Genomic DNA, 20,998 nt, shown 5'->3' on the forward strand with positions numbered 1-20,998 from the left:
CTATGACAAGCAATTTAGCGGTAATTAAAAGATATCTCAAAACAGTTTTAAACCTAAAAACCGATCAAGAAGCGGAGCAAATTACTTACGACGAAATAAAATCGGGCGTCATTTTTAAAGGCACCAACTTTTGGATTATGGCATTTGCGATTTTCATCGCTTGCATTGGATTGAATATCAATTCTAAAGCAGCCGTAATTGGTGCCATGATTATTTCGCCTTTAATGGGACCAATTTTTGGTATCGGATTTTCACTCGGAACTTCCAATACTACTTTGTTGAAATTGAGTTTGAGAAATGTTTTCAGAATTGTAACAATTTCAATCTTGTGTTCCACATTATATTATCTACTTTCTCCCTATCACATTGCTACAGACGAATTATTGTCGTTTTCAAAACCTACAATTTTTGATATTTTCTTAGCGTTTATTGGTGGAATGGCCGGAATGATTGCCATATCACGCCATGATGGAAATCGTGTATTAGTTGGAATCGCTGTTGCAACGGCATGTATTCCACCACTTTGCACTGCTGGTTTCGGAATCGCAACATTGCAATGGGAATATATTTTAGGCGGATTGTATACCTATTTTATCAATGCGCTTTTCATTTGTTTGGGTTGTTATATCATTACTCGATATTTAAAATTTGCTAGATTTTCCGAAAGTAATATCAAACATATCAACAGCTATTTTGGTATTTTGGCTTTTATTGCAATTATTCCTGCACTTTATTTAGCTTATAATCTTTGGATGGTAAATGTATACAATGACAAAATCAAATATTTTGTTACTAACGAAATTGAAAAAACGCATCATGTAATTCACACTGCTATTGATGTTGAAACTAAAACGCTTACAATAGATGTTGTAGTGGACGAATACGAAGAAAATCTAGCTAAATCAGTCGAAAACAAACTCTTAAAATATGATTTAAAAGATACAAAAGTTAAAGTATTTCAAACCATAAAAGCAATAAATAACCGATCAGAAATTCAAGTCTTACAAAAACAACTTGATGAGTTAAAATCCAAACTCGAAAAAATACAATAACATCTTCTTATATTGATAAAAGCCTATCATTTTGATAGGTTTTTTTATGCCTAATTTTTGGCACACTAATCACAAAGCCAACAATCACAACACCTTACAAAATTTTTATTTTATTGGAATAACTTTTGGAATTAGGCGAATGAACATAAAAATTCATTCACAATGAAATCGCCATTTCTCAACTTGATATTTGATTTGGTTAATGGCGATTCCATGTTCCATTAAAAAACAAATAATAAATACACATGAAAAATCAGGTTACTACCATTTACAAACAAGCCGAACGCTTTGCTGAAATTACCAAGTCAGCTATCGTTTCCGGAAACATTGTAAGAGCAAAAAACTGCTTGGCACTTGCCGAACGATTATTTGCAACTGGAAGTTACGAAACCAAAAACGCCATTGCTAACGTTTACGTTTTCTCGGTTTCTACTTTTATGGAATTGCGCCATTGCAACATTTCCAATCTTTTTCCTCAATCGCTTAAAGCGGAATATTTTAAACAAATAAATACTTCTGGAGTATGATGGCACTTATCCTTTCTGTAAGCGGATTGATTTTATTCGCTTTATTTTTTAAAATGATCGAAATTTTTGAAAAAATCTAAATTATGACAGCACTTTTTAGCATCGCAATAGCAGTATTTCTTTATATCTGTTATGTATTATTTAAACCCGAAAAATTCTAAAAATGAACTCAGAGATATTAGGAATTATCGTTATGTACGGACTGGTTATGCTTTTAGCCATTCCGCTTGGTCGTTACATCGGCAAAATATTCAATTATGAAAGTACTTGGTTGGACAAAATTTTCAATCCAATTGACAAATTATTTTTCAAAATCGGAGGAATCAATCCAACGAAAGAAATGAACTGGAAACAACATTTGGTAGCACTTTTAACCATCAATGTAGTTTGGTTCGTTATTTCGATGTTGGTGCTTACAAATATGGTTTGGTTGCCTTTAAATCCAGACGGAAATCCATCCATGAGTGGCGATTTGGCATTCAATACCACAGTTAGTTTTATAACCAATACCAATTTACAGCATTATTCAGGCGAAAGCGGATTGTCTTATTTGGGACAATTAACATTAATGCTTTGGCAATTCATCAGTGCTGGTTGTGGAATGGCAATTTGTGCCGCTGTTTTTATGGCAATGAAAGAAAAAACATCAGAAACTTTAGGCAATTTCTATAGTTTTTTTGTTAGATCATGTACAAGAGTTTTATTGCCTTTATCATTTGTAGTAGCCATAATTTTAGTGATGAATGGAACGCCAATGACTTTTGAAGGGAAAGATACCATCACAACTTTAGAGGGAAATGAACAAAATGTAAGTCGTGGTCCAGTTGCCGCTTTTGTAGCAATCAAACAATTAGGAACCAATGGTGGTGGATTTTACGGTCCGAATTCGGCCAATCCTATGGAAAACCCGAATTACTTAACTAATATAGTTGAGAATGTTTCGATTGTTTTAATTCCGATTGCGATGATTTTTGCTTTAGGATTTATTCTGAAACGCAAAAAATTATCTTGGACAATTTATAGCGTGATGACCTTGGGTTTTCTCATTTTATTGATTCCGGCCGTAATTAGCGAAATGAATGGAAATCCTGCGATTTCTCACATGGGAATATCCCAAAATATGGGAAGCATGGAAGGAAAAGAAGTTCGTTTTGGTGCTGCTGCTTCTGCAAATTGGGCAACGTACACAACAGTTACAAGTAATGGTTCTGTAAATGCAATGCACGACAGTATGACGCCAATTGCAGGAATGACAACACTTCTTGGAATGATGATCAACTGTTTTTATGGTGGAGTTGGAGTAGGATTTTTGAACTTTTACATCTTTATAATTCTTGGTGTTTTCATCAGTGGATTGATGGTGGGGCGCACACCGGAATTCTTAGGTAAGAAAATTGAAGCCAAAGAAATGAAAATCGCCATGATTATCGCCTTGCTTCACCCATTTTTAATATTGGTCGGAACCGCTTTGGCAAGTCATTTATATGCATCAAATCCAGAAGCATTAGCTGGTTGGTTGGCTAATCCTGGTTATCATGGATTTAGTGAAATGTTATACGAATTCACATCATCATCTGCCAATAACGGAAGCGGATTTGAAGGTTTAGGCGATAATACTCCGTTTTGGAATATTGCTACAGGAATTGTGATGCTTTTGGCTAGATATTTACCAATCATCGGACCAGTTGCTATTGCAGGAATGTTAGCCCAAAAACAATGCATTCCAGAAAGTAACGGAACCTTAAAGACGGATACATCTACATTCGGATTGATGGTTTTTGCAGTGATATTTATCGTAGCAGCTTTATCGTTCTTTCCAGCTTTAACTTTAGGTCCAATCGCTGAATATTTTTCAGCTAAATAAGTAGTAAAAATTTTAACCCCATAGAAACATAGAAAAGCGAAAATACAGAGTTTTACAAAAATGTCATTTTTTACATAGCTATGTTACTTATAAAAAAGCAAAGCTTTCTTATTCATAAAATAATAAATCTATGTTTCTATGTGGTTCAAAAATAATTTGATTTTCAAAATATAAATTTAAATATCATGAGTAAATCTCAAAATAATTTATTTCAAAAAGAGTTGGTTAACGAAGCCTTAAAACAGTCTTTCGTGAAACTCAACCCCAAAATAATGTTCAAAAATCCAGTAATGTTTACTGTCGAAATTGGAACAGCTGTAATGCTTTTTGTATGTCTTTGGATTTTAACCGGAGAAGGTTCACAAGGAAGTTTTGCTTATAATTTTACTGTTTTTCTTGTCTTATTTCTAACGTTGCTTTTCGCAAATTTTGCTGAAGCGATTGCAGAAGCAAGAGGAAAAGCACAAGCCGACAGTTTAAGAAAAACGCGTGAAGAAACGCCTGCCAAATTAGAAAACGGACAGACAATTTCGTCTGCACAATTGAAAAAAGGAGACATATTTGTTTGCGAAGCTGGAGATATTATTGCAACCGACGGAGAAATCATAGAAGGTTTGGCAACAATTGACGAAAGTGCCATAACTGGAGAAAGTGCTCCTGTAATTCGTGAAGCTGGTGGCGATAAATCATCGGTAACTGGTGGAACAAAAGTACTTTCGGATAAAATAAAAGTAATTGTAACTTCTGAACCAGGCGAAAGTTTTCTTGATAAAATGATTGCTTTGGTAGAAGGTGCAAGCCGTCAAAAAACACCAAACGAAATTGCATTGACCATTTTATTAGCAGGATTCACTTTAGTGTTCATTATTGTAACCGTAACCTTAGCGCCATTTGCAAAATATGCGAATGCACCAATCACAATTGCATCATTTATCGCGCTTTTCGTATGCTTGATTCCAACAACTATTGGTGGATTATTATCAGCTATCGGAATTGCTGGAATGGACAGAGCTTTGCGTGCTAACGTGATTACAAAATCTGGAAAAGCGGTGGAAACTGCCGGAGATATTGATGTTTTGCTTTTAGACAAAACTGGAACAATCACTATCGGAAACAGAAAAGCAACGTCTTTTTATCCAACCAAAGGAATTTCTCAGGAAGATTTTATCAAATCGGCTGTATTGAGTTCGCTTGCAGATGATACGCCAGAAGGAAAAAGTATTGTGGAATTGGCTGGTCAGGATGTTGCCAATAAATTATCAATCGAAGGTGCCACTTTAATCAAATTTACAGCCGAAACCAGAACTTCTGGTGTGGTTTTAAAGGATGGAACTAACATTAGAAAAGGTGCTCAAGATGCAGCGAAAAACATTTCTGAAACTGCAGGAAATCCATTTCCACAAGATACAGCGCAAAAAGTAATTGATATTTCGTCTAACGGAGGAACTCCTTTAGTAGTTATCAAAAACAATCAAGTGCAAGGTGTGATTGAGTTGCAGGATATTATCAAAACCGGAATGAAAGAACGTTTTGAGCGCTTGCGCAAAATGGGAATTAAAACCGTAATGGTAACAGGAGATAATCCTTTAACTGCCAAATTTATAGCAGAAAAAGCTGGTGTTGATGATTTCATCGCGGAAGCCAAACCAGAAGATAAAATGAATTACATCAAAAAAGAGCAAGCCGAAGGACGATTGGTTGCTATGATGGGTGATGGAACAAATGATGCTCCAGCTTTGGCTCAAGCGAATGTTGGTGTGGCAATGAACAGCGGAACGCAAGCAGCAAAAGAAGCTGGAAACATGGTCGATTTAGACAATGATCCAACGAAATTAATTGAAATTGTAGAGATCGGAAAACAACTTTTAATGACTAGAGGAACGCTTACAACATTCTCGATTGCAAATGACGTTGCGAAGTATTTTGCTATTATTCCGGCACTTTTTATTACTGCGATTCCAGCGTTACAAGGTTTGAATATTATGGGATTACACAGTCCGGAAAGCGCGATTTTATCGGCAGTAATTTTTAATGCGATTATCATTCCGTTCTTGATTCCATTGGCATTGCGTGGTGTTGCTTATAAACCAATTGGTGCTTCAGCCTTGTTGCGTAGAAATTTATTTATCTACGGAATTGGTGGTGTAATCATTCCGTTTATTGGAATAAAATTGATTGATTTAGTGGTGTCGTTATTTGTTTAAGAAGATAATAGACGGATAGATAATAGACGGATAGATAATAGACAGATAGATAAAAGATAAAATAAAATAATACTTCATTATGAAAGAAAATATAATACCAGCAATTAGATTAACATTGTTTTGTGCGGTGTTTTTCTCCGGAATTTACACATTAAGTATTCTTGGAATTGCGCAATTGGCTCCTAATCAAGGAAAAGGTGAAATTGTAACCGTGAACGAAAAAAATCATCACATTAATGTTGCTCAGAAATTTGTAGAAAATAAGTACTTTTGGTCACGTCCATCGGCAGTAGATTATAACGCTGCTGGCTCTGGAGGAAGTAATAAAGGAACAAATAATCCTGATTATTTAGCAGAAGTAAAAACTAGAATTGATACTTTTTTAATTAAAAATCCTTCAATTACAAGAAGCGAAGTTCCATCGGAATTAGTAACTGCTTCTGGAAGTGGATTGGATCCAAATATTTCAGTTCAAGGTGCGAAAGTTCAGGCGAAACGTATTGCTGAAAGTAGAAAAATTTCGGAAGAAAAAGTGTTAGAAGTGATTCAGAAAAACACCGAAAAACCACTTTTAGGAATGTTGGGTACTGAAAAAATAAATGTGTTGCAATTGAATATTGAATTGGATAAATTAAAATAGTTTTGCAGAACTCCGTCAGAGTTTTAAATTCTGACGGAGTTGAAATAATAATAATAATAAAATAACAGAAATTAGCATCGAAAGATGCTGAACTAAATTCAGCATGAAAATGAAAAAAATAGTATTTACTGCTCTTGTAGCATTGGGAATTACAAATGTTAACGCTCAAGAAGTAGCAAAAGAGAAAAGTCCGTTGACGTTTTCAGGATATATTGAAACGTATTACAGTTATGATTTTGGAAATCCGGACAATCATTTGCGACCAGGATTTGTATACAGTCACAACAAACACAACGAGTTGAACCTGAATTTAGGTTTGGCAAAAGTGAATTATGCAAAAGATAACGTGCGCGGAAATTTGGCAATTATGGCCGGAACCTATGCCGAATATAACTTGGCAGCAGAGCAAGATTTGTTGCAGAATGTTTATGAAGCCAATATTGGTGTGAAAATTTCTTCCAAACATAATTTATGGGTTGATGCTGGAATCATGCCTTCTCATATTGGTTTTGAAAGTGCGATTGGAAAAGATTGTCAAACATTAACTAGAAGTATTTTGGCTGATAATTCGCCTTATTATGAAGCTGGAGCCAAGATTGGATATACTTCTAAATCGGAAAAATGGTATTTGGCTGCGATGTATTTGAACGGCTGGCAGCGTATTCAGAAGATTGATGGTAATCAAACGCCAGCTTTTGGAACTCAAATTACGTATAAACCTAGTGGTAAAACGACTTTGAATTGGAGTACTTATGCAGGAAATGAGCAACCAGATTTTGATAGAAAATGGAGGTATTTCAATAATTTTTATGGACAATTTAAATTATCTGATAAGACAAATTTGACCGCTGGCTTTGATATTGGTTCGCAACAAAGTGCCAATAAAAGTGATAAATACGACACCTGGTTTTCGCCAGTTTTGATTTTGCAATACAAACCAACAGCTAAAATTCAGTTGGCAGCAAGAGGTGAATATTATGATGATGAGAAAGGTGTAATCATTGCAACTGGAACTGAAAATGGATTTAAAACCTACGGATTTTCTGCAAACTTTGATTATTTAGTTTCTGATAATGTGCTATTCAGAATTGAAGCTAGAAACTTGGCAAGTAAAGATGAAGTGTTTTTGAAAAATGGGAATCCGACGGATAATAATACTTTTTTGGCTACTTCATTGGCGATTTCGTTTTAATTTTTTAAACCATTAAGATATTAAGTCAATTAAGTACTTTCTTAATGAAACTTAATATCTTAATGGTTCATTTTTTTAAGATATAATGGTTTTGAGAATAAAATACTGAAACGAGTTCAGCATAAATGGAACAAGAAAAACAAAATAACGCCCAGCATTTCCTTGATTTAATTCAGAAATCACGAAAAGGAAAATTCAAAATTTACATTGGCATGAGTGCTGGTGTGGGCAAAACCTTTCGTATGTTGCAGGAAGCTCACACACTTTTAAAAAACGGAATTGACGTTAAGATTGGTTATATCGAAACTCATTTTCGTAAAGAAACTCATGAATTGCTGGATGGATTACCAATAATTCCTCGAAGAAGTATTTTCTATAAAGGAAAAAATCTGGAAGAAATGGATGTGCAAGCGATTATCAATTTGCGTCCAGAAGTTGTAATTGTGGATGAATTGGCGCACACCAACATTGAAGGAAGCAAAAATGAAAAGCGTTGGCAAGATGTTCTGGAAATTCTTGAAGCTGGAATTAACGTAATTTCTGCGATAAATATTCAGCATATTGAGAGTTTGAACGAAGATGTAAAACGCATTACAGGCGTTGATGTGCAAGAACGAGTTCCAGATAATGTGCTGCGTTTGGCGGATGAAGTTGTGAATATCGATTTGACTTCAGAGGATTTAATTTCACGTTTGAAAGAAGGAAAAATTTATACACAAGATAAAATCCAAACGGCACTAACCAACTTTTTTAAGTCGGATCAAATTTTGCAATTGCGGGAATTGGCATTGAAGGAAGTTGCAAGTCAAGTGGTTCGAAAAGTAGAAAATGAAGTTCCGAAAAACCTTGCTTTAAAGCACGAAAAACTTTTGGCGTGTATTAGCAGTAATGATAAAACTGCCAAAATTGTTATCAGAAAAGCAGCACGACTAGCCAGTTATTATAACGGAAGTTGGTACGTTTTATATGTGGAAACGCCAAAGGAAAGTCCGAATAAAATTGCGTTAGACAAACAGCGTCATTTAATAAATAATTTCAAGTTGGCGACACAACTAGGAGCTGAAGTAATTAAGATTGAAAGCTCCAATATTACAGATGCGATGTTGAAAATTGTAGATCAAAAAAGCATTACAACTGTTTGTATTGGCAAACCGCATTTTAATTTATTTAAAGTAATTTTGTCTACCACTATTTTTAGAAGATTGCTCAATAGTTTGTCGCAATCGAATGTTGATTTAGTGATTTTATCTTAAAAAAGTAAACCATATAAGACATTTAAGGTCATTGAAGCAATTATTTAAAAACAACCTTTTACTTATATGTTCTTACATGCCTTAAATGGTTAATTAAACAGTTTAAATCTGTAAAAAAAATGAAAATTAAAACCAAATTAAATCTCGGAGTCGGATTATTATTTATCTTAATAATTATCCTTTCATTGGTGAGTGCTTTTTATATTTTTTCGATTAAAAAAGACACTCAAAATATTCTTAAAGCCAATTATATAACATTGGAATATTCTAGAAACATGCTTTTATCATTGGATGAAATGACTAAAGATGAACCAAAAGCGATTGTTCTTTTTGAAACCAATTTGAAGAAACAATTGGCGAATATTACTGAGACGGGCGAAGATAAAGTGACGTACAATCTTCAGAAAAACTTTCAATTATTGGAAAAAAATACTTCAGATGAAACTTTAAAAGCTTCAATTAGGCAAGACATTTTTGAAATAATGAAACTCAATATGAATGCCATAAAAGTGAAAAGCGATATTGCTAAGGAAACTGCGGAAACCGCCAATTTATGGATTGCAGTTGTGGGAACTTTATGCTTTTTGATTGCTTTTAATCTAATGGTAAATCTTCCAAATAATATTGCCAATCCGATAAAAGAATTGACAGAAAGCATCAAGCAAATTGCAAATCGAAACTACTCGGAACGCGTTCATTTTCAAAATCATAATGAGTACGGAGATTTAGCTCGATCGTTCAACACAATGGCTGAAAAACTGGAAGAATATTCTAATAGTAGTTTGCACAAATTGACTTTTGAAAAAAAGCGATTGGAAACTTTGATTAACAATATGCACGATCCAATTATCGGATTGGACAACCAAGGGATAATTCTATTTGTAAATGATGAAGCGCTGAAAATTATTGGTCTAAAGCAGGAAGAAGTTATTGGTCAATTGGCTACAACTTTGGCTTTAAAAAACGATTTAATGAAGTCGTTAATCATCAATGAATTGGAAAGTCCGAAAGCGCATCCAATGAAAATTTACGCCGATGGAAAAGAAAGTTATTTCGAAAAGGAAAATGTAAATATCACCATAAAACCTACTGGTGAAGACCAATTAATTGATATTGGAAATGTAATTATTTTGAGAAACATCACCATTTTTAAGGAATTGGATTTTGCTAAAACGAATTTCATAGCTACCGTTTCACACGAATTGAAAACACCAATTTCTTCTATCAAAATGAGTTTGCAATTGCTTGAAAATACTTCTACTGGACCTATAAATGAGGATCAAAAACAACTGATAGATAGCATTAAAGAAGACAGTCAGCGTTTGTTGAAAATCACTGGAGAATTGTTAGAATTATCGCAGGTTGAAACTGGTAACATTCAATTGAATATTGAGAAAAGCAATCCAAATGCTATTGCAAAATATGCTATTGAAGCGGTTAAAGTTCAGGCAGAACAAAAACAGATTGAAATTATATTAGAAGCTGATACTAATCTATCGGAAGTTAAAGCTGATAGCGAAAAATCATCATGGGTTTTAATTAATTTTCTCACAAATGCCATTCGGTATTCCTCAGAAAATAGTGTTGTAACTGTAAAATTGAAACAAGAGAAGAATCAAATTGTTTTTCAAGTTACCGATAAAGGAAAAGGAATTGACAAGCGGTATCAGTCGAAAGTTTTTGACAAATATTTCCAAATTCCAGGCAGCCATAAATCGGGAACTGGATTGGGTTTAGCTATTTCTAAGGAATTTATTGAAGCCCAAAATGGAACGATAGGTGTAGAGAGCGAATTGGGTTTAGGAAGTACTTTTTATTTTAAATTGGGAATGGTTTAAAGTTGGATTTTTGATACATTATTAAATAATTATGTAACTATAAAACAATGATTTAGAATAACTTTATCTTATCAATAATTTAAAAAATTAGGTCATGGAAGAGAAAGATTTAGGTTCTAAAAAAATGAACAACAAGCAAAGTAATAGCAATATTATATCGGAATTGAACCAGGAAAATCGGTCAGATTCTTTAATGAAATCTGAAATGGTAACCGATAAAAATGGTGTAACAAAAATTGTCGAAAGAGCTAGAAATACAGATCATGATGAACAAAATCATGAACCTGAAACCAATAAAGTTTTAAGCACAAAACCAAGTACTGCAAAAGAAGAAGTTGGAAAAGTAATGCTTGAAAACAGAGATAAAAATTTTGATATTACCAAAAAAAGATATTCAAATTCAAGTCCAGAAAATCAAAAAAGTCCTAAAGAAGAGAATTAGCAATCGGCCATATTCACGGCAATTGCAAGTCCGCCTTCCGAAGTTTCTTTGTATTTAGAATTCATATCCTGTGCCGTTTTCCACATGGTATTGACTACTTTATCCAAAGGAACTTTTGCATTTTTAGCATCGGTTTCCATGGCTAATTCGGCCGCGTTTATTGCTTTAATTGCGCCCATTGTATTTCTTTCGATACACGGAATTTGAACCAAACCACCAATAGGATCACAGGTTAAACCAAGATGATGTTCCATTGCAATTTCGGCTGCCATTTGCACTTGGTCAGGCGTTCCACCCATAACTTCGCATAATGCTGCTGCCGCCATTGCGCTAGAAACACCAATTTCTGCTTGACATCCACCCATTGCTGCAGAAATTGTCGAACCTTTTTTGAAAATACTTCCAATTTCGCCAGCAACCATCAAAAATTGTTTGATTTCTTTTTCGCCAGCATCATGGTTTTCAATTACCAAATAATACATTAAAACGGCTGGAATTACGCCAGCACTTCCATTAGTTGGAGCCGTTACCACTCTTCCTAACGCTGCGTTTACTTCGTTTACTGCCAATGCAAAACACGAAACCCATTTTAAGATTTGACGGAATTTTACTTCAGTTTGTCGAATGCATTCCAACCATTCTTGCGGATTGTTATAATTTGATAAACCAATCAAACCTTGATGCATGTCGAAAGCTCTTCTTCTTACATTTAATCCGCCTGGAAGAATGCCTTCTGAATGACAACCAATGTACATGCATTCTAACATGGTGTTCCAAATTCGAATTAATTCATGATCAATTTCAGCTTCCGTTCGCATTGATTTTTCATTTTCATATACGATTTCTGAAATGGATTTATTTTCGGAATTACAATAATTTAAAAGTTCTTCGGCGTTTTGAATTGGAAATGGAAAGGCACACTTTATTTCTAATTTTTTCTTAGCATTGACACGCTCTTCTTTCACCACAAATCCGCCACCGATAGAGTAGAAGGTAGTTTGGTATTCTTTATCATTTGATAAAAAAGCGGTAAAAGTCAGTCCGTTGGCATGAAATGGAAGGAAATTCTTGTTGAAAACAATGTCTTGTAAAAAGTAAAACGGGACGATAATTTCGTTACCCAAATTGATTTCGTTTTTATTTTCGATATTTTTGATAATTCCATCGATATCTTGCACCGGAATGTATTCAGGATCTTGACCAGACAAACCTAGCATTACAGCCAAATCGGTTGCGTGACCTTTTCCAGTTAACGAAAGCGAGCCATACAAATCGACTTTGATTCGGGTTACATCTTGAAGAATGTTTTCTGTTCTTAATTCCGATAAAAATCGTTCGGCAGCACGCCAAGGTCCAAGTGTGTGTGAACTTGATGGTCCGACACCAATTTTTAACATATCAAAAACCGAGATGCATTCTTCCATAAAATGAAAAGTTTAGTTTGTATGGCAAATATAATTTTAATACCATAATATCACATTGATTTTATGATTAAAAATTGTTAAATTCTCAATATCAGTTGTAAATTTTATTAATTCATTAAAATCTTAGATCTTATTAGTATTTTACTAGCAATCCCAAAAAGATATAATTCAAGAAATTGTATAAATGTTTTTCGGAATTAAGTAAAGCGTTATGAAGTAAAGATGTTTATTTTTGAAAACAAAAATTTACCATACAATGAAAAGGTTTTTCATACTACAAAATTATAAAGATTTTTTTACGGTTTTAAAAAATACATTTCTCAGTTTCTTAAATGACCGCGGATTAAAATTGAGTGCGTCTTTATCCTATTATACTATTTTTTCACTGGCGCCATTGTTGTTATTGATGATTTCATTAGCAGGATTCTTTTTTGGACGAGAGGCAATTCAAGGTCAAGTTTTTAACGAAATTAATGGTTTGATTGGAAATTCTGCTGCGGCACAAATTCAGGATATCATTAAAAATATGGAACTTTCTGGAAAAACTAATACTGCGTTGGCGATTGGAATCGTAACATTATTTATTGGCGCAACTAGTGTTTTTGCAGAGATTCAAGATTCGATAAACATTATTTGGAAGGTAAAAGCCAAACCTAAACGAGGTTGGTTAAAAATTATTCAAGATCGTTTGTTATCTTCTTCATTGATTATTGGTTTGGGTTTTTTACTTATTATAACTTTTGTGATTAATGGTGTTTTACTTTCATTAAATCAATGGATGCAAAGTTACTTTCCTGATATTACAATTGTATTATTTCAAATTATAAATATCGTAATAAGTTTTGCAGTAATTACGACTTTGTTTGGTGTAATTTTTAAAGTTCTTCCTGATGCAAAAATTGCTTGGAAAGATGTTACTTACGGAGCATTTTTTACCTCATGTTTGTTTATGATAGGTCGTTATTTTATTGGCTTATATATCGAAACTACGAATACTGGTATAGCCTATGGCGCAGCAGGTTCATTGATTGTAATTTTAGTTTGGGTGTATTACACAGCTGCAATATTATTTTTGGGTGCCGAATTTACAAGAGTTTATGCCGATTTTAAAGGAAATATAATTCAACCAGCTTCTTATGCTGTTGTAATTGAAGAGCGTGAAAAAGAGCGCGAAATTGAATTTATTCCACCTAGAGAAATTAAATAATTTTCTTAAAATGGATATCCAATGGCTAAGTTGAATACCATATTATCGCTACGCCAAGAACCACTTCCTAGATTGATTTGATCTAAAACCCATCGTTGTCCGTCGGGTAAATAGGGTTTTCTAATAGGAAAGGCTAAATCGGTTCTTAACACTAAAAAGTCAAAATCAAATCGTAAGCCAGCTCCAACTCCAACCGCTAGTTCATTTAAAAAATCGCTAGAAAATTTAGAGCCAGATTTATCTGTATTGTTGTTCAGCAACCAAATATTGCCGGCATCAACAAATAGTGCGCCATCTATAAAACCGTAAATTTTACCTCTGTACTCGGTATTAAATTCTAGTTTAACATCTCCCGATTGGTCTGCTAGAAAAGAGTTTGTTTCTTCCTGTCTAAAAGTTCCTGGTCCAAGCGAACGTGCTTGAAAGGCGCGAATACTGTTGGTTCCACCAATAAAAAACTGTTTGATAAACGGCATTTCTTCTGAATTTCCGTAGGCAAAACCTGCGCCTGCGATAAATCGGCTTGCCAATTGCGAGTTTTTACCCAATTTAAAATAATGTCTAAAATCGCTTTCTAGCTTTACAAATTGGCTAAATGGAACTCCAAAAACTTTGGTTGTATCGCCGTTTTTTATATTTGAACCTGATAATAATCCGGTAACATTACCTGCCAAGTCGATTGAAGCTCTGTAATAAAACGTATTTTTCTTTCTTTTTTGAGCTGTATTAGTGTAAGTATAACTGTATGTTGGCCCGAAAATTAATTGTTTTTCGATTACTTTTTCTAATGATGGATTGTCAGCAATTTGAGATTGGTATAATGCAGTTACGTTTTGCGGACTTGCATACGTGATTTCTGTAATATTCAATTGATGTTCTTTTCTTGCATTTTCTTTCCACAGATATCCAAACGAACCTTTCAAAGTTTGAAGTGAATACAATTGCGTTCTGTTTTGGAATTCATATCCTAAAGTTGCTTTGGTCTTTGGAACAAATCCGCTGGATGATTTTAGTTTGAATGGTGAAATTAGCCTCGGCCAAATTAGATTGGCTTCGGTACCAAATCGATACACGTTAAATCCATTATTTTGCCCAGAAACCTGCACTTCAATTCCTCCAAATGCTGAAATTGTAAGCAATTCTGCACCACGAAACGTATTTCTATTACTCCAATTGATGTTTAATTCAGTTCCAGTATAATTCGCAGAATTAGTTTTGGCTAACACTTCTACTCGAAAGGACTTTCTTGGTAATGGTGTCAAATAATAATATGTGTCAAGATAATTTCCAGTGGTATCAGCTACTTTGAATTGATTTTTTACAAATTTAAAAGTTCCTAAATTCACCAATCGATTCAAAGATAAATTATGATTGGTTCGGTTGTACAAATCACCTTTTTTAAAATATAAAGAGCGATCAAAAATTCGCGGTTTGAATAAATTTTCTTTATCAATAATTGTAAAATCTTTGTATTTTACTACCGAAGAGTCGGTTGCTATGCTCAAACTATCGGCATTTACAGAATAATTTGGATATACAATTATGTTGTTAATTCGGTATTGTTTTGTTGCAATTTGAGGTGTTTCGTCTTTAATTTTTAAAATCAAATCTACCTGATAATCGGCAACGGTACTATCAACTTGAACCTTTAAATAATCGGAATTGAAGTAAAAAAAACCTTTTTCTTTTAATCGATTATCAATTCGTTCACGTTCGGCTTTAATAATGTCTAAACTGTACGGCTGTCCTACTTTTAATAAACTTCTACGTTGTGTTAAGCTGACTGCTTTAGCCAATTCAGTTGAATCTGAAGGAAATAAAACGGACTTAATTTTGTATTGATTTCCTGGTTTAACTACATATTTTACTCTAGCTTTTTTTCCTGATTTAGTAGAATCAGCCTCGGTTTTGGTTGTAAAGTAACCGTTGTTTTCAGAAAAATTTTGTAATACACTTTTATTGTATTCCATATCTACTTGACTGAAGAAGACTGGTGGTTCGCCCACTTTGAACTTTAGCCAATACCAAAATCCTTTTTCTTTAGTAACTTTTCCAGCCAGATTATGAAAGAATAATTTAGGACGCATTCCTAAAAACTTTTTATTTGGTTTTGGTCGAACTAATTCAGACAACTGTGATTGTAGTTCGTTGCGTTCCTTTTTAGAAATAGCAGTATCTTCAACTTTAACTTGTGCACCAACATAAAGCAATTCACCTTCTGGTAAACTTTTAGTTCCGCTGCATGAAACTATAAAAACTACTATAAAAAATAGCGCAATTAGTCTTGAATTAGTCATTCGATTTCTTTTTATTTTCTTTCTTCTTTTTTGCCTTAGCTTTTTGATCTTTATTTTTACTAAACAATTCTCGAAATTTGTTATAATCTATGGTCAAGATAAAGGCAACTCCAGTTTCGACAACTTGTCCTTGCAAGGCAACTTGGTATTTATTTACACGATAAGCACGAACTTTATAACGACCATCTTTGGTAATTTGATAATCCAACGATACATCTCCAGCAATAGTATTGGATTCTTGATTGGCTTGTTGTGTGCCTTCCAATCCAAAATTACTTCCCACAGTAACTTTCAATTTATCGTTGAGTAGTTTTTTGGATATCCCAACGTTCAAATCTGTTTTGTTTTCTTTTTGGCCAGTTGTATAATCTTCTGTCGATTCGATATCAAAGTTTATTTCAACTCCTGATATTAGATCGCCAGCAAAGTTGTTAAGCTGTTGCGATAAAATTTTACTTGCACTATCTCTTGCCAATCCGGTAGCTGTTGTACCGCCACTTTCACTAGAAAACGGATTTTCTCCGATGAAACGATTTAATAATAACAACGCAAAAACTTGCTTGTTTAATTCATCGGGTTGTTGTCGCAGTTGAGTAAGTTTGGCCTGAGTGGTATTGATAACTTCTGTCGAAACATTGTTGTTCCCATCGGGTAACACAATGTCAAAGCTGATGACTGGTTTCAGCAATTCGCCATTTAATTTTAGTTCGGTTTCAAACGGAATTCGTTCTTTATAAGTATTTCGTTCTTCTGGAGTCATTTCGCCCAATTGATCGTTTACCAAGTCAATTGGAGCGGTTTCCGATTTGTAAATGGCGGTAATATTCATGTCGGCCATTGTTGGTTCGCCAGTCCAAAGAATGTAGCTTCCTTTTTTGATGTCGAATTTTCGTTTGATTAAATTAAAATTCATTTCATACGAACCTTCAGTAAATTCATATCGACCAGTTAAAGTAGTTTTTCCAGAAGGATCAATGCCACCATTCAGTTCAGCTTCACCTTTTAATTTCAAGAAATCTCCGTTCGATTTATCAATAATAATTGATATTTCTGCATCTTTATCAACTTCGATATATACTGATGCCAAAATGCCTTTAATTTCGGTCTGACTTAATTCTTTGTCAAATGCTACTTTGCTAATTAATTGCGGCTGATCTTGGTCAATAAACTCAACAATTCCTTCTCTATCTGCAATTGAAGGATCGGATTGTGGCAAAACGACTGTGAATTTGGTGTCTTTATTAATTTTAATATCGCCTTCAACAACCGGACTTTCCATAGTTCCTTTAATTGTTAAGCGGTTGTCTAAATACAACTCACCATAAAATAAATCGTTGTCTTTTGCTTTAGAATTTAAGGCTTTAAAATTTTCCGCATTTACTTTTAAATTGAATCCGACGTTAGTTAAATCTTTACTATCTATAGTACCATTGATGGTTAAATCGTTATTTTTTTCATCTTTAATTATGAAATTATCTAATGAAATTAGGTTCTCAGTAAATGTAATATTGTCGTTCATCGACTTGAACTTGGCATTCAATTGTTTTACTTTAAATCCAACTTCATTAAATTTCAAATCACCAATAATTTTTGGACTTTCGGTTGTTCCAGTAATTTTTAAGTCGCCATTTAAAAAACCTGTACTTTCAGTAATGTTACCAAAACTAAAACCTTGAATACTTTTTACATTTAGTTTTTGAATGTCTAAATTCAAGTCGAAACTACTTGTTGAAGTCTTATAATTTCCGTCCAAGTTTACTTGATTGTCAAAACCCGTAATTTCAACATTGGCGTTGTAGGTGTTCGCAATTTGATTGTCAACTTTTACTTTTAAGTTTCCAACCGTATCTTTTTGAAAGGTGAAATTATCAATTGTTATATCGGATGTGAATTTTACCGTTTGCATTAAATCTTTCAACTGTGCATTTCCATTAATTTTCCCACCAATTTGTAAATCACTTTTTTGTGCAATATTGGTGATGGTTTCTATTTCAAAATCTTTAAAATCAACTGATAATGGTGCGTTTGGTTGCGTAGATTCGGATTGTATTTTAATTGAATTTCCGTCTTTGTTCAACTCAAAATTGTTGGCGTAAATTCCGTTTTTACCTAATCGAATTAAGTTTTCTTCGGATAAATTCCATTTTTCGTAATTCAGAATTAGATTCGCAGGATTCAAATTGATATCTGAATTTCCATTTTTTGCTTTTAGAGTTCCAACAATTAAGTAGCGCTCTTTGTCTTTTATATCTTTTAATTGTACGGAATAATCAACAACATTATTTGAAACTTTTCCAGAAATATTGGTAAATGGCAATTGAAAACTTGGATTCTGAATGTCATCTACCACTAAGCTGTAAACTAGCGCATTATCTTTTGTGTCCACTTTTAATAGTGCTCCAGAAATGGTATTAGCTCCATAAACTAGTTTCGGAATCGAACCACTTAAAACTATCGAATCGTTAACCGAATTGTATCTTCCAGAAAGTGCAATTGGTGACAAACTTTTTAATTCGGGAATGAATTTCAGCAGAATTGGATTGTCTTTTACATCAATTTTAAAAGCAAACTGTTGGTTTTTAACTTGAGTTTTTCTAGAATTTGAGTTCGTATTATAATATTTTGAAATCGAATTTTGTAACGCCGTTGCAATTTTAGAAAGTTGGTATTTTCCATTGATATCGGCATTCATGAACTGCGATTTTAGCAGCAGTGTATTCTTTTCTGCAGTTGATGTTGCACTAAGATTTATGGAATCTAAAACAAATTGTTCTTTTTCGTTGGCAATTATAAAGTTATTGGCACTTACTTTTCCGTTTAAGTAATCTAAATCTGCCGATTGAATATCTGCATCAACAACGCCGCGTAGTTTTAACGCACCAGCATGAAGATTCAATTTGTTTAAATCGGCAATATCTACATTCAGTTTTAATTTTCCTGATGGATATTTATCTCTAAAACTTCCACTAGAAACCAAATCGAATGTTAAGTTAGAATCATTGGCTTTGGCGTTAACATTGAATAATCCGTTGTTTATTTTTCCTTTTAATTTCAAATTGGTATACACATAATCATTGAAATCAGCTTTTAAAATCGTTCCGTCAACAGTTGTATTTGCAGTTTTTGGATTCAATCCCGAACCTTTTACATTGACTTTCAAAGATATTTTTCCGATGGAATCGTTTTTGATTAATTTGCCTAAATCAAAATTGTCCAGCTCGGTTTGCGCATTATATTTTTCGTAATCTTTTTTTCTTTGGTCGAATGTAGCTTTGATTTTGGCATTTCCAAAACTGCTGACCAATTTTAAATCGGTTGCAAAATTGTTGATTGTTCCTTTAAAAGTTCCTTTGGTGTTGAATTTTGATGGCAATTGAATGTTGCTTGGAAGTGTTCCTTTTGGTATAAATTGCGCTACATCATTGGAACTTGATTCTAAATTTTTGATGTTCAAATCGAAATAGGCTTTGTTCATATCAGGAAAACCTACAATTTTTCCGCTCGCCTTTATTTTGGTGCTACCAATTCCAGAAACTTCTAAATTGGGGATAGAAATGTTATTCAGTTTACCTGAAACAATTGTATTTACATATAAAATTGCATTCGGATTACTATTAAACGGAGTTGTATTTTCTAAGGTTGACGCGAATAATAAAATATCTTTAAAACCAATTTTACTATTTTTTAAGTTGGCTTTTACACTCATTTCACCCAAATTTTCTTGTATACTTGAAACAGATGGATAACCAACAATTACTTCATCTTTTAGCGATGTTTGTGGAGTTTTTAAATCTAAGTTTTTTAGCGAAACGCCATTATTATTGTAATTGAAATCGGTTTTTAAAGCTTGAATGTTTAATCCGCTTTTGTCTTTTACGCTTAGCGAATTTATTTTTCCAGAAGTATTTTGCTCACTATAATCAATGTTTTCGGCATTAAGATTTAAATTTTGAATGTCTAAATGTTTGTAATCAATACCTTTATTTGTTGCAACTGAACTAGCGTCATCAAATTTAAAATCGACTTTTTTCAAATCGACTTTTTTTACTTTTATTTTCCAATTATTCGACGATGCAGAAGAAGTAACTTGGTTTTGAGTTATAATTCTCTCCAGTTTTCCGAGATCTAAAGTTCCTTTAGTATTTTCTAACGCTAACGATTCAATGTCAATTAATTCCTTGTCTAAATCCAATGAATTGAAAGTCACATTTAGTTGATCAAAATTTACTTTAGTTGCTAATTTTGAGGTTTCATTTTCATAGTCAATATTAATTTTAGACAAATCGATTTTGCCTAATTTTATATTCAAATTGGTATTAGATGATTTGCTTGGAGTTTTTGCAGCAGGTTTCATTGTTGCAATTCCTTGTTTTAATTTCAATTTCAATCCGTCGATTTTTGCATTTGGAACATCAAATTCCGTTTTGTTTAAATCGAATGTTTTTATGTTTGTGTCAAAGTGATTTAAGCTAACCGAAATATCATTTTTGGAAGTCGCATCGGAGTACTTGAATTGTACTTTGTCTATGTTTATTTTATCGATTGAAAATTCCATAGGTTTGGAATTGTCTTCTGGTTTTGGAGGCGATGCGAATGCTGCAATGATGTAATCAAAATTGAATTTTTCGTTTTCATCACGGGAAATGGTTGCAGTAATATCTTGTAAATCGACCGAATTAATTTCGATTTTATTATTCAATAATTGAAACAAACTAATATCTACAGCCAATTTTTTTCCAGCAAGCAGTGTGTCTTTTTGTTGGTCTTCAAAATAAAAACCTTCTAGAATTACTTTTTTTGGAAGTCCTATTTCTATTCTTTCAATGGCAACTTTAGTATTTATTTTTCCTTCTAAGTAACTAATGGCTTGATCTTTGGCAAAATTTTGAACAACAGGAATTTGTAGTGCAAGTACTAATAACAAGAAAATTGATACAATGGAAACAATAATCCAAGCAAAAACTTTAAGCGTTTTTCTTATATAATTTTTAACTGAAGCTTTGGTACTGAGTTTCAAATTGATCAAAATTGGTTTGCACAAAGTTCTGTTTTAGCTGG

General features: G+C 33.3%; 14 protein-coding genes. 11 read left to right on the top strand and 3 right to left on the bottom strand.

Translation table 11 applies throughout. The features are described from left to right. Window positions 1–2: 2 nt before the first annotated feature. From ACZ098_RS14785 to ACZ098_RS14830, 10 genes are all read left to right on the top strand, one after another. Window positions 3–1,052, top strand: a complete 1,050-nt coding sequence (locus ACZ098_RS14785; protein ID WP_487312540.1) for a DUF389 domain-containing protein — start codon at window positions 3–5, stop codon at window positions 1,050–1,052. Between the two features lie 245 nt (window positions 1,053–1,297). Beyond that, complete coding sequence (locus ACZ098_RS14790; protein ID WP_487312541.1) at window positions 1,298–1,579, top strand: DUF7674 family protein; 282 nt, start codon at window positions 1,298–1,300, stop codon at window positions 1,577–1,579. Window positions 1,580–1,662: 83 nt separating this feature from the next. Beyond that, window positions 1,663–1,740 (top strand): potassium-transporting ATPase subunit F, encoded by a 78-nt coding sequence (locus ACZ098_RS14795; RefSeq protein WP_487312609.1) that lies wholly within the window; start codon window positions 1,663–1,665, stop codon window positions 1,738–1,740. 2 nt (window positions 1,741–1,742) lie between these two features. After that, window positions 1,743–3,443, top strand: a complete 1,701-nt coding sequence (kdpA, locus tag ACZ098_RS14800) for a potassium-transporting ATPase subunit KdpA (protein WP_487312542.1) — start codon at window positions 1,743–1,745, stop codon at window positions 3,441–3,443. A gap of 185 nt (window positions 3,444–3,628) precedes the next feature. Further along, on the top strand, window positions 3,629–5,647 hold the full coding sequence (gene kdpB / locus ACZ098_RS14805; protein WP_487312543.1) for a potassium-transporting ATPase subunit KdpB: 2,019 nt from the start codon (window positions 3,629–3,631) through the stop codon (window positions 5,645–5,647). 79 nt (window positions 5,648–5,726) lie between these two features. Next, on the top strand, window positions 5,727–6,287 hold the full coding sequence (locus tag ACZ098_RS14810; RefSeq protein ID WP_487312544.1) for a K(+)-transporting ATPase subunit C: 561 nt from the start codon (window positions 5,727–5,729) through the stop codon (window positions 6,285–6,287). A 109-nt stretch (window positions 6,288–6,396) separates the two neighbouring features. Further along, complete coding sequence (locus tag ACZ098_RS14815) at window positions 6,397–7,479, top strand: porin (RefSeq protein ID WP_487312545.1); 1,083 nt, start codon at window positions 6,397–6,399, stop codon at window positions 7,477–7,479. A 125-nt stretch (window positions 7,480–7,604) separates the two neighbouring features. Then, the gene (locus tag ACZ098_RS14820) at window positions 7,605–8,732 is read left to right on the top strand and encodes a sensor protein KdpD (protein WP_487312546.1); all 1,128 of its coding nucleotides are present in this window, start codon (window positions 7,605–7,607) and stop codon (window positions 8,730–8,732) included. A 119-nt stretch (window positions 8,733–8,851) separates the two neighbouring features. Continuing rightward, the gene (locus ACZ098_RS14825; RefSeq protein ID WP_487312547.1) at window positions 8,852–10,570 is read left to right on the top strand and encodes a HAMP domain-containing sensor histidine kinase; all 1,719 of its coding nucleotides are present in this window, start codon (window positions 8,852–8,854) and stop codon (window positions 10,568–10,570) included. Window positions 10,571–10,664: 94 nt separating this feature from the next. After that, window positions 10,665–11,012, top strand: a complete 348-nt coding sequence (locus tag ACZ098_RS14830) for a hypothetical protein (protein ID WP_487312548.1) — start codon at window positions 10,665–10,667, stop codon at window positions 11,010–11,012. On the opposite strand, the gene ACZ098_RS14835 is transcribed toward ACZ098_RS14830, so the two are convergent. Then, window positions 11,009–12,436, bottom strand: a complete 1,428-nt coding sequence (locus tag ACZ098_RS14835) for an L-serine ammonia-lyase (protein ID WP_487312549.1) — start codon at window positions 12,434–12,436, stop codon at window positions 11,009–11,011. The two genes, ACZ098_RS14830 and ACZ098_RS14835, sit on opposite strands and share 4 nt — an antisense overlap. A 256-nt stretch (window positions 12,437–12,692) precedes the next feature. Between ACZ098_RS14835 and ACZ098_RS14840 the strand changes: the two genes are divergently transcribed. Beyond that, window positions 12,693–13,643: a YihY/virulence factor BrkB family protein gene (locus ACZ098_RS14840; RefSeq protein ID WP_487312550.1), complete on the top strand. Its 951-nt coding sequence runs from the start codon at window positions 12,693–12,695 to the stop codon at window positions 13,641–13,643. Window positions 13,644–13,648: 5 nt separating this feature from the next. Here ACZ098_RS14840 and tamL read toward each other — a convergent pair whose 3' ends face one another. Together tamL and ACZ098_RS14850 are read right to left on the bottom strand one after the other, a co-directional pair. Next, window positions 13,649–15,940 carry a translocation and assembly module lipoprotein TamL gene (gene tamL, locus ACZ098_RS14845; protein WP_487312551.1) on the bottom strand — a complete coding sequence of 764 codons (2,292 nt, stop codon included), beginning with the start codon at window positions 15,938–15,940 and terminating at the stop codon, window positions 13,649–13,651. Next, the gene (locus ACZ098_RS14850; RefSeq protein WP_487312552.1) at window positions 15,933–20,957 is read right to left on the bottom strand and encodes a translocation/assembly module TamB domain-containing protein; all 5,025 of its coding nucleotides are present in this window, start codon (window positions 20,955–20,957) and stop codon (window positions 15,933–15,935) included. The genes tamL and ACZ098_RS14850 overlap by 8 nt, the downstream gene beginning before the upstream one ends. Window positions 20,958–20,998: the final 41 nt, after the last annotated feature.

The sequence above is a fragment of the Flavobacterium sp. SP2 genome, from assembly GCF_057626655.1.

What these genes read in the sequence shown, in the direction of transcription:
- ACZ098_RS14785 (WP_487312540.1), top strand. Translation starts at nt 3, where the DNA reads ATGACAAGCAATTTAGCGGTAATTAAAAGATATCTCAAAACAGTTTTA.
- ACZ098_RS14790 (WP_487312541.1), top strand. Translation starts at nt 1,298, where the DNA reads ATGAAAAATCAGGTTACTACCATTTACAAACAAGCCGAACGCTTTGCT.
- ACZ098_RS14795 (WP_487312609.1), top strand. Translation starts at nt 1,663, where the DNA reads ATGACAGCACTTTTTAGCATCGCAATAGCAGTATTTCTTTATATCTGT.
- kdpA (WP_487312542.1), top strand. Translation starts at nt 1,743, where the DNA reads ATGAACTCAGAGATATTAGGAATTATCGTTATGTACGGACTGGTTATG.
- kdpB (WP_487312543.1), top strand. Translation starts at nt 3,629, where the DNA reads ATGAGTAAATCTCAAAATAATTTATTTCAAAAAGAGTTGGTTAACGAA.
- ACZ098_RS14810 (WP_487312544.1), top strand. Translation starts at nt 5,727, where the DNA reads ATGAAAGAAAATATAATACCAGCAATTAGATTAACATTGTTTTGTGCG.
- ACZ098_RS14815 (WP_487312545.1), top strand. Translation starts at nt 6,397, where the DNA reads ATGAAAAAAATAGTATTTACTGCTCTTGTAGCATTGGGAATTACAAAT.
- ACZ098_RS14820 (WP_487312546.1), top strand. Translation starts at nt 7,605, where the DNA reads ATGGAACAAGAAAAACAAAATAACGCCCAGCATTTCCTTGATTTAATT.
- ACZ098_RS14825 (WP_487312547.1), top strand. Translation starts at nt 8,852, where the DNA reads ATGAAAATTAAAACCAAATTAAATCTCGGAGTCGGATTATTATTTATC.
- ACZ098_RS14830 (WP_487312548.1), top strand. Translation starts at nt 10,665, where the DNA reads ATGGAAGAGAAAGATTTAGGTTCTAAAAAAATGAACAACAAGCAAAGT.
- ACZ098_RS14835 (WP_487312549.1), bottom strand. Translation starts at nt 12,436, where the DNA reads ATGGAAGAATGCATCTCGGTTTTTGATATGTTAAAAATTGGTGTCGGA.
- ACZ098_RS14840 (WP_487312550.1), top strand. Translation starts at nt 12,693, where the DNA reads ATGAAAAGGTTTTTCATACTACAAAATTATAAAGATTTTTTTACGGTT.
- tamL (WP_487312551.1), bottom strand. Translation starts at nt 15,940, where the DNA reads ATGACTAATTCAAGACTAATTGCGCTATTTTTTATAGTAGTTTTTATA.